Genomic DNA, 14,037 nt, shown 5'->3' with positions numbered 1-14,037 from the left:
TGCCCCCCGCGCAAGGCCCTGCGCCTCCTTGGACCCTTACGGACCGGTACGGAGCGGGAGCGACCGGACCTGACTGTGATGTGTCCGACCCGAAAAGATCTGCCGATCGCGGAGTGCCCATTCTGAGGCCGCAACCGTCCCTGAAACGGTCCTTTCCGGAACGGTGCCGAGACCCCGGCCCCTGCGCTGCTGCAACCCGCGGCCCTCCGGCGCGCGTCTCACGGGGGAGCCGTCCGGGATGTGCACGCGCTGCGAACACATTCGCGTACCGTGCGCACGCGGTCGGCCCGAGCCCTCGCGAGGCGGCACTATTGTTGATGGGATTGCCCCTTCAGCAACCCCCCTCAGCAACGCAGTACGAGACCAGGGAGCGCATGACGTGCGGCCGGTAGGCAGCAAGTACCTGCTCGAAGAGCCGCTCGGACGCGGCGCGACGGGCACCGTCTGGCGGGCCCGCCAGCGGGAGACGGCGGGCGCCGAGGCGGCCGTGGCCGGGCAGCCCGGCGAGACCGTGGCGATCAAGGTGCTGAAGGAGGAGCTGGCGAACGACCCGGACGTGGTCATGCGCTTCCTGCGGGAGCGCTCCGTCCTGCTCCGCCTCCAGCACCACAACATCGTCAGGACCAGGGACCTCGTGGTCGAGGGCGACATGCTCGCCCTCGTGATGGACCTCGTGGAGGGCCCTGACCTGCACCACTATCTGCGCGACAACGGCCCCTTCACGGCCGTCGCGGCCGCGCTGGTGACCGCGCAGGTCGCCGACGCGCTGGCCGTCTCGCACGCGGACGGCGTGGTGCACCGCGACCTGAAGCCCGCGAACGTCCTGCTGTCCCAGGACCAGGACGGCGCGATGCGCCCGATGCTCACCGACTTCGGCATCGCCCGCCTCGCGGACTCCCCGGGCCTCACCCGCACCCAGGAGTTCGTGGGCACCCCCTCCTATGTGGCCCCGGAGTCCGCCGAGGGCCGCCCGCAGACCTCGGCCGTGGACGTCTACGGCGCCGGCGTGCTGCTGTACGAGCTGGTCACGGGCCAGCCCCCGTTCTCCGGTGGCAGCACCCTGGAGGTGCTCCAGCGCCATCTGAACGACCAGCCGCAGCGCCCGCAGGGCATCCCCGAGCCGCTGTGGACGGTCCTGGAGCGCTGCCTGCGCAAGAACCCCGACGAGCGCCCCAGCGCCGTGAACCTCGCGCGTGCGCTGCGTACGGTCGCCGAGGGCATCGGCGCCAACGCCACCGCCGAGCAGGCCGGCGCCGCGATGGGCGTCGCCGCGCTGCTCGCGCCCGACCCGGCGCCCGCTCCGGTGCCCGGCACCGAGTCGGCGAACGCGCAGCAGGGCCAGGCGGGACAGCAGGGCCAGGCCGGGCACGGCATGGGCGCGGCCGGTGCCGCGGCCGCCGGCGCCCTGGGCGGGGCCGCGGCGGGCGCCGCAGCCGGAGCCGCCGCCTCGGGCGGCGACCCGGACGCCACCGAGATGCTGCCGCGCACCGCGGCGCACGGCCAGGAGGCGCCGGGCGGCTACGGCGGCCAGGACGGCCAGGGCCAGGGCCCCAACGCCGACCCCACCCAGGTCATGCCCCCCGTCCCCGGCGCGCCCCCGCAGCCGCAGCAGCCCCCGGAGCCGGAGGGCCCGCACCCCTGGGAGAACCAGCTCCAGGCCGCCCGCGACCGCAACGAGCAGACCCAGGTGCAGCCGCTCAACCCCAACGTCGACGACCCGCTGCGCCGCCGCTCGCACCGCCAGCCGGCCGCGCCGCCGCCCGGCTACGGCCAGCAGGCGTACGGGCAGGGCCAGTACGGCGATCCGTACGGGCAGCAGTACCCGCCCCAGCGCCAGCAGCAGCGCCCGCCGCAGCAGCCGCCGCCCCGGCGCCGCGAGCCCGAGCGCCCGCCCCGCGAGCGCGAGCCGCGCCCGCGCCGCGAGCCCAGGCAGCGCAGCGCCAACCCGATGCACATTCCAGGACTCGGCTGCCTCAAGGGCTGCCTGTTCATGATCCTGATCATCGTGGTGATCTGCGTGCTGGTGTGGAACTTCACGCCGGTTCCCGAGTGGGTCGCGCAGGGCAAGAGTTTCTGGCAGACGGTCACCGACTGGTTCGGGAAGGTCTCGGATCTGGTGAACTCCGCGGACAGCGCGACGGGTAACTAGTACGAGGAACACCCGGAAGCGACAGCCGAGTTCGGAGACAAGTCGACTTCCGCAGGGCAATTTCCCGTACAGAAGCGACCGTTAATGGCATCCGGGGCTCTCAACGCCCCGGATGCCGCGTAGTTTTGTCGCTATGGCACGGAAGATCGGCAGTCGCTATACCGCCCACCAGATCCTGGGACGCGGAAGCGCCGGCACGGTGTGGCTGGGGGAGGGCCCCGAGGGGCCCGTCGCGATCAAGCTGCTGCGCGAAGACCTCGCCTCCGACCAGGAGCTGGTGGGGAGGTTCGTCGGGGAGCGCGCCGCGCTGCTCTCCCTCGACCACCCGCGGGTGGTCTCCGTACGCGACCTCGTCGTGGACGGCAACGACCTCGCCCTGGTCATGGAGTTGGTGCGCGGCACCGACCTGCGGACCAGGCTGGAGCACGAGCGCAGGCTCACCCCGCAGGCGGCGGCGGCGATCGCCGCTGACGTCGCGGACGGCCTCGCCGCCGCGCACGCCGCCGGCATCGCGCACCGCGACGTGAAGCCGGAGAACGTCCTGCTGGACGCCCGCGCCCCGGTCGGCCCCGGCGGCGCACCACCCGCGCTGCTCACCGACTTCGGGGTCGCCAAGCTGATCGACTCCCCGCGCCGCACCCGCGCCACCTCGGTGATCGGCACCCCGGACTACGTGGCCCCGGAGATCGTCGAGGGCCTGCCGCCGCGTGCCTCGGTGGACATCTACGCCCTGGCCACGGTGCTGTACGAACTCCTCGCCGGCTTCACCCCGTTCGGCGGCGGGCACCCCGGCGCCGTGCTGCGCCGCCATGTCACCGAGACCGTCGCGCCGCTGCCCGGCATCCCCGACGAGCTGTGGCAGCTCGTCCACCAGTGCCTCGCGAAGGCCCCCGCGTCCCGGCTGCGCGCCCCCGAACTCGCGGCCCGGCTGCGCGAGATGCTGCCCGCGCTGGAGGGCCTGCCCCCGCTGGACATCGACGAGCGGTACGAGGACCCCGTACAGGAGGAGCAGGAGGCGCCCACCGAGCCGCAGCTCTCCGCCGAGGCCGCGGCGGCCCCGGCGCGCGGCGCGGTCTCCCTCGTGCAGGGCGGCGCGAGCCCCGACTCCAACCGCGACACCCACACCAGCATGCGCGTGCCCGGCGCCGACGAGCTCGCGGGCGGCGCGCACGGCACGGCCCGCTCCCCGCGCGCCGTGGGGGCGCCGCGCGCCGGTTCGGCCAAGCACCGGGCCACGGTGCGCAGGCGGCGCCTCAAGGCCGGGGCGGTCGCGGTGGTGGCCACGGTCGCCGGGGTCGGCGGCTGGCTCGCGGCCTCGGGGGACGACGGCGAGACGACCCAGCCCGCCCCCGCGGTCGAGCAGCCGGACGGCACGGGCGCTCCGTGACCGGCGGCGCCCCCGTCATGGAGCCGCTCCGGGGCGCACGCCCCGGGGCGGGACAGCTCCCGCCGCCCAGCCGTTAGGGTGGAGGGCGTGGCAGTCGTCGATGTATCCGAAGCGCTGAAGTCCCTCTCCTCCACCATGGAGTCGATCGAGGCCGTCCTCGACCTCGACAAGATGCGGGCCGACATCGCCGCGCTCGAAGAGCAGGCGGCGGCCCCCGACCTGTGGGATGACGTGGAGAACGCGCAGCAGGTCACCAGCAAGCTCTCCTATCTCCAGGGACACCTGCGGAGGGCCGAGGAGCTGCGCTCGCGCATCGACGACCTGGAGGTCCTCTTCGAGCTGGCCGAGGCCGAGGGCGACGCGGACGCGCGCCGCGAGGCCGAGGACGAGCTGGGCGCGGTGCGCAAGGCCGTGGACGAGATGGAGGTCCGCACCCTGCTCTCCGGGGAGTACGACCCCCGCGAGGCGGTCGTCAGCGTGCGCGCGGAGGCCGGCGGCGTGGACGCGGCCGACTTCGCCGAGCAGCTCATGCGCATGTATCTGCGCTGGGCCGAGCGCAAGGGCTATCCCACCGAGATCTTCGACATCAGCTACGCGGAAGAGGCCGGCATCAAGTCCGCGACCTTCACCGTGAAGGCTCCGTATGCGTACGGCACGCTCTCCGTCGAGCAGGGCACCCACCGCATGGTGCGGATCTCCCCCTTCGACAACCAGGGCCGCCGCCAGACCTCGTTCGCCGGCGTCGAGGTGCTGCCGGTCGTGGAGCAGGTCGACCACATCGACATCCCGGAGAACGAGCTGCGGATCGACGTCTTCCGCTCCTCGGGCCCCGGCGGCCAGTCGGTGAACACCACCGACTCCGCCGTGCGCATGACCCACATCCCCACCGGGATCGTCGTCTCGTGTCAGAACGAGAAGTCCCAGATCCAGAATCGCGCCGCCGCCATGCGCGTCATGCAGGCGCGCCTCCTCGCGCACCGCCGCCAGGAGGAGCAGAAGAAGATGGACGCGCTCAAGGCGGACGGCGGCAACTCCTGGGGCAGCCAGATGCGTTCGTACGTCCTGCACCCGTATCAGATGGTGAAGGACCTGCGTACGGAGCACGAGGTCGGTAATCCGCAGTCGGTGCTCGACGGCGATATCGACGGTTTCCTGGAAGCCGGAATCCGCTGGCGCAAGCAGCAGGAACAGCAGGCGCAGTAACGCGGCCGAGCGACCCGGCGAGTAACGCCGGGATAACGCTCGACTTCCCGCGGTGGTGCGGCAATTGACGTGATTCCCGTCGCACTCCGCGAACTACCCGTGCCCCACGGACATTTCGCCCCTGGTTCGCTTGACGCCTGTGTGAAAAGTGGGAAAGCTGTTCGCTCGGCATGCCTGTGTCGTCGGCGCATGTGCGGGGGCGGTCGGATGCGCCTGACCCACAAGTGATCATTTTGGCCCCGGCGGCAGGCTGTTCCACTGACGACAGCTACTGGGGGTAGTTGGCACATGACCAATTCGAAGACGCGGCTGCGTGTGGCGCGCATTGCTGCCGGCGCGGTGTTCGCGGCCGGCGCCTCGCTCACCGCCGCGGGCGCCGCGCAGGCCGTGGGGCCGGACAGCGGCCAGGTCGGCACCAAGGCCGCGGAAGACGGTCAGGACGACGGGGGCTTCATCGGCGGGCTGCTCGGCGGCAGTGACTCCAGCGGCGGGGGCGACTCCAGCGGTGGCAGTGACTCCGGCGGGGGCGACTCCGACGGCGGCATCATCGGCGGCGGTGACTCCAGCGACGGCGGGATCATCGGCGGCGGCGACGGCGGTCCCAGCACCGGCGGCGACGACAGCTCGGGCGGCGACGCCAGCGTCGGTGGCGACGACAGCACCGGCGGTGACACCAACGGCATCATCGGCGGCAACGGCGGTGACGACAGCTCGGGCGGCGACGACAGCTCGGGCGGTGACGACAGCACCGGTGGGGACGACAGCACCGGCGGCAGCTCCAGCACCGGTGGCGACGACGGCGGCACCACCGGCACCACCGGCGGCGACAACGGGACCACCGGCAGCACCGGCGGCTCCAGCGACGGCGGCACCTCCACCACGGGCGGCGGTGGCACCGGCGGCGACTCCGGTGGCGAGCAGCCCGCGACCGTGGGCGGCGGCTCCGGCGGCGAGCAGCCGGCCACCACCGGCGGCACCACCCCGGACACCGGCGGCAGCCAGCCCGAGCAGCCGCAGCCGCAGCCCAAGCCGCAGGGCCCGAACGAGGAGCTGGCCGACACCGGTTCCAGCGAGACGACCTTCCTGCTGGTCGGCGCCGCGACGATGATCGCGGGCGGCATCGGCTTCCGGCTCATGCCGAAGCTGATCAACCGCCGTACGGCCGCCTGAGGCACCGCCTCCAGGCGCCCCGCAGCGCAGCCGAAGGGCCCGGAACGCTTCGCGCGTTCCGGGCCCTTCGTGGTGTCTGCGTGCCCCGCGCATCTACGTCACGCGGGGTGAGTGCTGCGCTGTGCTCCGTTACGCCGTCGCCATCCGCTGGGCGACCAGGGCCACCGCGATCAGCGTGAGCAGCAATCCCAGCAGCGCGGCGGGCGACAGGCCCGCCAAGGGGGCTTCGCGGTGCAGGCGTTCGCGGTGCGCGCGGCACACCGAGCAGCGCCCCTCACTGACGGGGCCCGCGCAGTTGGCACACACCAGTCGGTCGCATGTCATGCGAGATCCTCCTTCACCTGTGCCAACGCCACCCGTCGGTGAGGCGTTCCCCAAGGGTGTTCCCCTCCACTGTGCCAGCTTCCCGCGCGTAACGCAGAGTCGTCCGTGCTGTCGCGAGTGACCTCTTTATGCCTAAAGGCGCCGTGAATAAACCCACCAACACCCCGGCGCCGACTGCGCCGTGCATCCCGCTTCGCGTAGGGTCACCACACCGACGGGGAGCCGCATGTGCGGCTTCCGCTGCCCCTACCCAGGTCGACGTGGTGTTTCCGTGATCCGATTCGACAACGTCTCAAAGCACTACCCCAAGCAGAGCCGTGCCGCGCTCCACGACGTCTCGCTGGAGATCGCGCGCGGCGAGTTCGTGTTCCTGGTGGGATCGTCCGGCTCCGGCAAGTCCACCTTCCTGCGGCTGCTGTTGCGCGAGGAGCGCGCCTCGACGGGGCGGGTGCACGTGCTCGGCAAGGACCTGGCGCGGCTCTCCAACTGGAAGGTGCCGCACCTGCGGCGCCAGCTCGGCACGGTGTTCCAGGACTTCAGGCTGCTGGCCAACAAGACCGTCGGCGAGAACGTGGCGTTCGCGCTGGAGGTCATCGGCAAGTCGCGCGGCCAGATCCGCAAGACCGTGCCCGAGGTGCTGGACCTGGTGGGCCTGGGCGGCAAGGACGACCGGATGCCCGGCGAGCTCTCCGGCGGTGAGCAGCAGCGCGTGGCCATCGCCCGCGCCTTCGCCAACCGCCCGATGCTGCTGCTCGCCGACGAGCCGACGGGCAACCTCGACCCGCAGACCTCGGTCGGCATCATGAAGCTCCTGGACCGCATCAACCGCACCGGCACCACGGTCGTGATGGCCACCCACGACCAGCAGATCGTGGACCAGATGCGCAAGCGCGTCATCGAGCTGGAGACCGGACGCCTGGTGCGCGACCAGACCCGCGGCGTCTACGGCTACCAGCACTGATCCCGTACGCGGGCGAGCTCGGGACAGCTCCGACCAGCACCGAGCAGCACTGATCCACCCCGGCCACACGGTCACCACGGCCACCACGGAAAGGCGGAAAGGTCGCCATGCGCGCCCAGTTCGTACTGTCGGAGATCAGCGTCGGTCTCCGCCGCAATCTCACGATGACCTTCGCGGTGATCGTCTCGGTCGCCCTCTCGCTCGCCCTGGCCGGCGGTTCGCTGCTCGCCCGCGAACAGGTCAGCACGATGAAGGGGTACTGGTACGACAAGGTCCAGGTGTCGATCTACCTCTGCAACAAGAACGACGCCGCGTCCGACCCCAACTGCGCCAAGGGCGCGGTCACCGCGCAGCAGAAGCAGCAGATCAAGACCGACCTGGAGAAGCTCCAGGTGGTCGACAAGGTGTACTACGAGTCCGCCGACGCGGCGTACAAGCACTACAAGGAGCAGTTCAAGGACTCCCCGCTCGCCGACTCCCTGACGCCGGATCAGATGCAGGAGTCCTACCGGGTCAAGCTGAAGGACCCGACCAAGTACCAGGTGATCCAGACCGCGTTCTCCGGCAGGCAGGGCGTGCAGGAGGTCCAGGACCAACGCAGTTTGCTGGAGAACCTGTTCAACCTCCTCAACGGCATGAACATCGCCGCGCTGTGTGTGATGGCGCTGATGCTGGTCGTTGCGCTGTTGCTGATCGTCAACACCGTCCGGGTGTCGGCGTTCAGCAGGCGGCGGGAGACCGGGATCATGCGGCTGGTCGGCGCCTCCAGCTTCTACATCCAGATGCCGTTCATCCTGGAGGCGGCCATCGCGGGCCTGATCGGCGCGGGCTTCGCCTCGGTGCTGCTGGTCGGCGGCAAGTACTTCCTGATCAACAACTGGCTCCAGCAGAAGATCGTGCTGATCAACTTCATCGGCTGGGACGCGGTGTTCAAGGTGCTGCCGTTCATCGTGGCCGTGGGCGTGCTGATGCCGGCCGTCGCCGCGTTCTTCACCTTGCGCAAGTACCTGAAGGTGTGATGCATGACGCGGTCGCGGTACGCCCAACGACCCGTATCGCGCCTGCGTCTGGCCTAGACTCCGCAATATGTCGGGCTTGTGGTTCTCCTCTTCCCCCTCCGACTCCACCGGGGGGAGAGCGAGGCGTTTCCGCCGCGGGGCCGCGCTGACGCTGGTCTTCGCGAGCGTGCTGGGCACCGGTGCCGCCACCGGTTCCTGGGGTGACACCTTCAACGCCACGGCCGGTGCGAGCCAGGACGGGCCCGCGCCGACCGGGGCCGCACTCAACGAGAGCGCGCACACCGGACGTTCATCCGACCGGGGCGCAACGGGGGCAGGGGAGCGCGCGGGCCACGGGTCCGCGCCCGACGCGGCCGAGGAGCTGGTGAGCCGCAGCGGCGACCGCTGGTCCGGCGCCTACACCCCGCGCGAGTACGAGGGCCTGCGCCAGACGCTGGACGGCGAGTACGTGGGCGTCGGCATCTCCGTACGGCAGGAGAGCCCGCCGCCCGTCGCGCAGGACGAGGCCGAGCGGGCCCACGCGCTGCGCGGCGGTGCGCCGGGCGGCCCCGACCGCCCGTCCGAGCCGCTGGTGACCGTGGCCCACGTGCACCCGGGGAGCCCCGCAGACAAGGCCGGCATCCGCTCCGGCGACCGGCTGCGCGCGATCGACGGGCAGGACGTCGCCGGGCGGCCCATCACCGAGGTCGTGGGCAAGCTGCGGGGGGCGGCGCACGGCTCGGGCAGTGATGTGCGGCTGCGGCTCAGCAGGGGCGAGCGGGAGTGGACGAGCGCGCTGCGCCGGAAGCGGCTGGCCGCCGACACCGTGGACGTCTCCCGGCTGGGGCCCGCCGCGACCCGGATCAAGGTCTCCTCCTTCACCCGCGGCACCGGCGCACAGGTGCGCAAGGCGGTGCGCGAGGACGTCCCCGAGGGCGCCGGGATCGTGCTGGACCTGCGCGGCAACTCCGGCGGCCTGGTGGACGAGGCCGTCGACGCCGCCTCGGCCTTCCTGGACGGCGGCCTCGTCGCCACGTACGACGACAAGGGCACCCAGCGCGCCCTGTACGCACAGCACGGCGGCGATCACAGAAGGCCGCTGGTCGTGCTGGTCGACGGCGGAACAATGAGCGCGGCCGAGCTGTTGACCGGGGCGCTGCGGGATCGCGGGCGCGCGGTCACGGTCGGCTCCCGCACCTTCGGCAAGGGCTCCGTGCAGCTTCCCAGCAGGCAGCCCGACGGCTCGGTGGCCGAGCTGACCGTCGGGCACTACGCGACGCCCTCGGGGCGCCGGATCGACGACCGCGGCCTCGTGCCCGACCTCTCGGTGGGCTCCGGCGGGGACGGCGAGGCGACGGAGCGGGCCCGCACGGTATTGAGTGGCCTGGCGACGCGCTCCTAGGGGAAGATGAGCAGGCTATGGCGAAGAAGAACAAGAAGAAGGACGACAAGGACCCGGACGGGTACAAGCTCGTCGCGCAGAACAAGCGCGCCCGGCACGACTACGTCATCCTCGACACCTACGAGTGCGGCATCGTGCTCACCGGTACGGAGGTCAAGTCGCTGCGCCAGGGCCGCGCTTCGCTGGCCGACGGGTTCGCGCACATCGACGGCAAGGAGGTGTGGCTGCACAACGCGCACATCCAGGAGTACGCGCAGGGCACCTGGACCAACCACTCCGCCAAGCGGAAGCGCAAGCTGCTCCTGCACCGCGCCGAGATCGACAAGCTGATCGGCAAGACGCAGGAGACGGGGCACACCCTCGTACCGCTGCGGCTGTACTTCACCAAGGGCAGGGCGAAGGTCGAAATCGCGCTGGCCAAGGGCAAGAAGGACTGGGACAAGCGGCAGGCGCTGCGCGAGAAGCAGGACAAGCGCGAGGCGGACCGGGTCATCTCGGCGGTGCGCCGCAAGGAGCGGGCCTCGCTGCGCTGAGCCGGGCCGCGCGGGGCCGGTGCTCCGGGTCCCGCACGGGGGGCCGGGAATAGACCGGCCGGAAAACAGGTTGGTGCAGATGTGGCCCGGTCACGTACCATGGTCACGCGCCGCCCCGGGAGGGCGGTGGCAGGTTCTCAACTCAACATGGGGATGATCGGTTTCGACAGCGGCTGTCGAAGCAGAGGAAGCGAGCCGAGGAACGCGGCAATGATCTCGTTAACCACGTGCCGCAAAAAAATAATCGCCAACACTAAGCGCGATTCCTTCGCGCTTGCTGCCTGAGCAGCAAGCATGAAGTGTCAGTCCGGGTGCGTCCCCGCCCCGGAACCTGGCATCGACTAGGGGACTCACCGCGTAAGCCCGGTCACGGGGCTTGCCGGGACACCACACAGTGACTGGGCCCGTCGGAGACTTGTCCACGAGATCTCCGGGGCCGAGAAAATCGCAGTGGACTGCGCTCGGAGAAGCTCTTCTTCCGCACCGTTGGACGCGGGTTCGATTCCCGCCATCTCCACGAAGGCGATGGGCGACGTGTGCCCCCGGAAAGCGGGGGCCGCGTCGCCTTCGTCGTTTTTGCTCGCTTCGCTTCGCGTTGCGGGGGCTTCGCCACCCGCACCCCCATCTTCGCGGGGTTGGGCACACATGATCGGAGCTGTTGGGCGGTGTTGGTGCACCGCCCTTTTTGTGTTCGGGTGCTTGTTGCTTGGTGCTGCGGGCTAGGCGTTTTCCGGCTGGGCCGGGTCTCGTACGCCGTCCTGTACGGGTGTGGGCTCGGGGCGGCGTCGCAGGGCCACCGCGGGGATCACTGCCACGGCCAGTACGGCTCCGGTTGCTGCCAGGGTGGGGTAGCCGGTCGCCGCTACCACCAAGCCCGAGGCCATGCCGCCGGTCGCTCCGGCTATCGAGATGCCCACGTCGACCAGGCCCTGTACCGAGGCACGGCGGTCCAGGGGGACCGCGTCGGTGACCATTGCCGTGCCGCTGACCAGGCCGAAGTTCCAGCCCAGGCCCAGGAGTACGAGGGCGGCGGCCAGGGCGGCCACCGAGTGCGGGGGTGCCAGCGCCGCGAGGAGTCCGGCGGCCAGGAGGGTCGCTCCGGAGGCCGCGGCCAGGCGGTGGCGGCCGATGCGGTCGACCAGCAGCCCGGTCAGGGGCGAGGGCAGGTACATCGCGGCCACGTGCAGGGCGATGACCAGGCCCGCTGCCTGGGTTCCGTGGCCGTGCGCCTGCATGTGGACCGGGGTCATCGTCATGATCGCGATCATCACGAGCTGGGTGAGGACCATGACGGCGCCGCCGGTCGCGGCGCCCAGGGGGATGCGCCGTTCCCGTGGCCGCGCGGGCTCGGCGGCGCCGGTGTCGTCGGCGTCCCCGGTGTCCTCGCTCCCGGTGTTCTCGCGGCCGGTCTCCCCGGGGCTGTCCTCGGACCCGGGGAGACCGGCCAGTTCGCGGGCCAGCCGGAGGGGGTCGGGGCGGAGCAGGAGCGCGAGCACCAGAGCCGCCGAGCCGTACGCGGCTGTGGCCAGCAGGAAGGGGCCGGCGAGCCGGGGGATGCCCCAGGAGTGGGCCAACTCGCCGGTGAGGTCGACCAGGTTGGGGCCGACGACCGCGCCGAAGGTCGTGGCGAACAGGACCGTGCTCACCGCGCGGCCGCGCCGCTCCGGTGCCGCCAGGTCGGCCCCCGCGTAGCGGGCCAGCAGGTTGGCCGCCGTGCCTGCCCCGTACACCAGCAGCGAGGCGAAGAGCAGCGGGACCGAGCCCGTCGTCGCCGCCGCCACCACGCCGAGGCTGCCGAGCGCGCCGGTGGCGTAGCCCAGGGCCAGGCCGGGGCGTCGGCCGCTGCGCTGGCACAGCCGGCCGATGCCCGCGGCGCCGAGCGCGGCGCCCGCGGTGAAGAGCGCGGCGGGCAGCCCGGCGAGGCCCGTCGAGCCGAGCATCTGCTCGGCGAGCAGCGCGCCCACGGTGATGCCGGCGGCGAGTCCCGCGCCGCTGAGGCCCTGGCAGAGGACCAGGACGGCGAGGGTTCTGCGCTGTGCCGGGTGCTGTGCGGGCTGCCGCCCCGTAGGGGCGGTGGCGGCGGTCGTCACGCGGCGGCCGCCGGTTCGAGCGCGGATATCTCGCTCAGCGGCATGCCCATCTGCTCGTGCAGGTAGCGGACGATGGTCCAGTGCGGCAGCGCGCCCTCGTCGAAGGGGCCGAACTCCCGGCAGTACAGCGGGATCCAGCGCAGCGCCTCCTCGGCGGCGCGCTCGCGGCTCGGCTCGGCGCCGGTCTCCTGGTAGTCCTCGTACGCGATGCTGCGGTGGTGGATGAAGTAGCGGCCCGGCAGGCGCTCCTCGCACAGGGCCCGGTACTCGCGGGTCTGCAGGATCAGGAAGTGCCAGATCTCGTCGATCTCCTGCTCCACGGGCAGGAACAGGCCGCTCAGCTCCTCGCGGTGCCCTGAGACCAGATACAGGTACCGCAGGCACTCGGTGACCTGCCGCTCCACGTACGCGCGCGGGGCGCCCGTCTCGCGCAGGAAGTGCTCCACGGTCTCCTCGTGCAGCTCCTGGCCGAGCAGCTCCGTGAGCTCGTCCGCCGTGATGGTCATGCCGCCGTCCCCCTCTGCTGCGGTCCCTGCCGCGGTTCCTGCTGAGCTTCCTGTTGCTGTGCGAGCCAGGCGTACTTGCCCGACGCGCCGATGGCGATGTGCTCGCGGTGCTCGACCCGGCAGGCGCGCCCGGTGAGCGCGCCGACTTCCCGTTCCAGTGCCGCGCGCTCGTCGGCGGGGAGCGGGGCGCCGTCGAAGGTCGTGCAAGAGAGGATGCCCTCGTCCGGGGCGAGTTGATGCACGAAGACGCGCGCGGAGGCGGCGCTCACGCGCTCGTCGAGGTCGCCCTGCGCGACGGGTCCCTCCGGGCCCTCCAGCAGCTCCTTCTCGCGGCCCGAGAAGCGCATGATCTTCGCCGGGTCCGGGGTGCCGTCCAGGGTGCGGGCGCAGTCGCCGGAGCGGTAGCGCACCAGCGGCATGTGCGGGTTGCGCACGCTGGTCACCACGAGGTGGTACAGCGTGCTGCCCGGCGCGACCGGGTGCAGCTCGACGCTCATGCGGTCGAGATACGGGTGGTACGCGCCGTCGCGGTCGCTGTAGTAGAGGTAGCCCAGCTCGGTGCTGCCGAAGAGGTCGATGACCGGGCGGTCGAGGTGCTGTTCGAGGTAGCGCCGCACGTTCGCGGGGGTGTATTCGTACGCGGTGATGATGCTCGCGGGCTGCGGGAACGTCTCCCACAGGCCCAACTCCCGTGCGGCGCGCACCAGATGGGCGAGGTGGTAGCCCGAGCAGTCCAGGTGGTACAGGCCCTCGGGGTGCGCCTCCGCTGTCTCGCGCAGCTCGGCCAGCATCCGCTCGACGTCGGCGCGGTCCCACAGCGCGGGGTCGAGCCGCAGGTTGAGGTAGACGGTGCGCTCGTCCAGCCGCCGCTCCTCCAGGGGCGGCACGGGCTCGGGCTCGGCGCCGCGCTTCTTCGCGTTGACCCGGGCGACGTGCTCGGTGGCCAGCACCGTGGTGAGGGAGGCGCGGCGGCATCCGGCGCGCCAGGTGTGCGCGATGTCGGGGTGCTCGCTCCAGAGCTCGTAGTAGCTGCGGAGCAGGAAGTACGGGGGCCGTATCAGCTGCATCCTGGCATGGTTGGTGCCCGTGGAGAGCACGAACTCGGCCTCGCCCGACGCCAGGGCCGCCTCCAGGCGGGGCGTCATCCAGTTGCCGGGGAAGCCGCGGGCGATCTCCGGCTTCTCGAGTACGGGGAAGCGGCCGCGCTCCGCCGCCTCGCGGTAGATCGGTATGTCCTTGACCAGGTCGAGAACCGACCGGTCCACGGTCTCGGCCGCCGGCTGGACGTCCATGGCCACCTTCGGGGTCTCATGC

General features: G+C 71.7%; 12 protein-coding genes and 1 other RNA gene. 9 read left to right on the top strand and 4 right to left on the bottom strand.

Going from position 1 to position 14,037, the window contains the following annotated elements; all coding sequences use genetic code 11:
* Window positions 1-379: 379 nt before the first annotated feature.
* The 4 genes from ABEE00_RS30205 (at window position 380) to ABEE00_RS30190 (ending at window position 5,909) form a co-directional block, all read left to right on the top strand.
* Complete coding sequence (locus ABEE00_RS30205; RefSeq protein ID WP_345748910.1) at window positions 380-2,149, top strand: serine/threonine-protein kinase; 1,770 nt, start codon at window positions 380-382, stop codon at window positions 2,147-2,149.
* Between the two features lie 133 nt (window positions 2,150-2,282).
* A complete protein-coding gene (locus ABEE00_RS30200) occupies window positions 2,283-3,536 on the top strand; it encodes a serine/threonine-protein kinase (protein WP_345748909.1) in 1,254 nt (417 codons plus the stop codon).
* Window positions 3,537-3,623: 87 nt separating this feature from the next.
* Entirely contained in the window at window positions 3,624-4,739 is a 1,116-nt protein-coding gene (gene prfB / locus ABEE00_RS30195; RefSeq protein ID WP_345748908.1) for a peptide chain release factor 2, read from the top strand.
* A 288-nt stretch (window positions 4,740-5,027) separates the two neighbouring features.
* On the top strand, window positions 5,028-5,909 hold the full coding sequence (locus ABEE00_RS30190; RefSeq protein WP_345748907.1) for a collagen-like protein: 882 nt from the start codon (window positions 5,028-5,030) through the stop codon (window positions 5,907-5,909).
* A gap of 129 nt (window positions 5,910-6,038) precedes the next feature.
* Here ABEE00_RS30190 and ABEE00_RS30185 read toward each other — a convergent pair whose 3' ends face one another.
* A complete protein-coding gene (locus ABEE00_RS30185; protein ID WP_345748906.1) occupies window positions 6,039-6,233 on the bottom strand; it encodes a hypothetical protein in 195 nt (64 codons plus the stop codon).
* A gap of 271 nt (window positions 6,234-6,504) precedes the next feature.
* Here ABEE00_RS30185 and ftsE point away from each other — a divergent pair, with 271 nt between their 5' ends.
* The 5 genes from ftsE (at window position 6,505) to ssrA (ending at window position 10,647) form a co-directional block, all read left to right on the top strand.
* Window positions 6,505-7,194, top strand: a complete 690-nt coding sequence (gene ftsE, locus ABEE00_RS30180; RefSeq protein ID WP_345748905.1) for a cell division ATP-binding protein FtsE — start codon at window positions 6,505-6,507, stop codon at window positions 7,192-7,194.
* Window positions 7,195-7,301: 107 nt separating this feature from the next.
* Entirely contained in the window at window positions 7,302-8,213 is a 912-nt protein-coding gene (gene ftsX, locus ABEE00_RS30175; RefSeq protein WP_345748904.1) for a permease-like cell division protein FtsX, read from the top strand.
* Between the two features lie 67 nt (window positions 8,214-8,280).
* Window positions 8,281-9,594: a S41 family peptidase gene (locus ABEE00_RS30170; RefSeq protein ID WP_345748903.1), complete on the top strand. Its 1,314-nt coding sequence runs from the start codon at window positions 8,281-8,283 to the stop codon at window positions 9,592-9,594.
* A gap of 17 nt (window positions 9,595-9,611) precedes the next feature.
* Window positions 9,612-10,127, top strand: a complete 516-nt coding sequence (smpB, locus tag ABEE00_RS30165) for an SsrA-binding protein SmpB (RefSeq protein ID WP_345748902.1) — start codon at window positions 9,612-9,614, stop codon at window positions 10,125-10,127.
* A gap of 149 nt (window positions 10,128-10,276) precedes the next feature.
* Window positions 10,277-10,647: a transfer-messenger RNA gene (gene ssrA / locus ABEE00_RS30160) on the top strand.
* A 199-nt stretch (window positions 10,648-10,846) separates the two neighbouring features.
* Here ssrA and ABEE00_RS30155 read toward each other — a convergent pair.
* The 3 genes from ABEE00_RS30155 to ABEE00_RS30145 are packed head-to-tail and all read right to left on the bottom strand — an operon-like array spanning window position 10,847 to window position 14,015.
* Window positions 10,847-12,217: an MFS transporter gene (locus ABEE00_RS30155; protein WP_345748901.1), complete on the bottom strand. Its 1,371-nt coding sequence runs from the start codon at window positions 12,215-12,217 to the stop codon at window positions 10,847-10,849.
* Complete coding sequence (locus ABEE00_RS30150; protein WP_345748900.1) at window positions 12,214-12,723, bottom strand: glycine-rich domain-containing protein; 510 nt, start codon at window positions 12,721-12,723, stop codon at window positions 12,214-12,216. Before ABEE00_RS30150 ends, ABEE00_RS30155 begins: the two co-directional genes overlap by 4 nt.
* Window positions 12,720-14,015 carry a phenylacetate--CoA ligase family protein gene (locus ABEE00_RS30145; protein ID WP_345748899.1) on the bottom strand — a complete coding sequence of 432 codons (1,296 nt, stop codon included), beginning with the start codon at window positions 14,013-14,015 and terminating at the stop codon, window positions 12,720-12,722. Before ABEE00_RS30145 ends, ABEE00_RS30150 begins: the two co-directional genes overlap by 4 nt.
* Between the last annotated feature and the right edge of the window lie 22 nt (window positions 14,016-14,037).

Source organism: Streptomyces odontomachicola (genome assembly GCF_039605595.1).
GTDB lineage: Bacteria > Actinomycetota > Actinomycetes > Streptomycetales > Streptomycetaceae > Streptomyces.
This window is presented reverse-complemented; position numbering and strand designations above follow the sequence as displayed.

Bases quoted from the DNA above. Each gene is read 5' to 3' on its own strand.
- ABEE00_RS30200 (WP_345748909.1), top strand. From the start codon at position 2,283: ATGGCACGGAAGATCGGCAGTCGCTATACCGCCCACCAGATCCTGGGA.
- ABEE00_RS30190 (WP_345748907.1), top strand. From the start codon at position 5,028: ATGACCAATTCGAAGACGCGGCTGCGTGTGGCGCGCATTGCTGCCGGC.
- ABEE00_RS30185 (WP_345748906.1), bottom strand. From the start codon at position 6,233: ATGACATGCGACCGACTGGTGTGTGCCAACTGCGCGGGCCCCGTCAGT.
- ftsX (WP_345748904.1), top strand. From the start codon at position 7,302: ATGCGCGCCCAGTTCGTACTGTCGGAGATCAGCGTCGGTCTCCGCCGC.
- ABEE00_RS30170 (WP_345748903.1), top strand. From the start codon at position 8,281: ATGTCGGGCTTGTGGTTCTCCTCTTCCCCCTCCGACTCCACCGGGGGG.
- smpB (WP_345748902.1), top strand. From the start codon at position 9,612: ATGGCGAAGAAGAACAAGAAGAAGGACGACAAGGACCCGGACGGGTAC.
- ABEE00_RS30150 (WP_345748900.1), bottom strand. From the start codon at position 12,723: ATGACCATCACGGCGGACGAGCTCACGGAGCTGCTCGGCCAGGAGCTG.
- ABEE00_RS30145 (WP_345748899.1), bottom strand. From the start codon at position 14,015: ATGGACGTCCAGCCGGCGGCCGAGACCGTGGACCGGTCGGTTCTCGAC.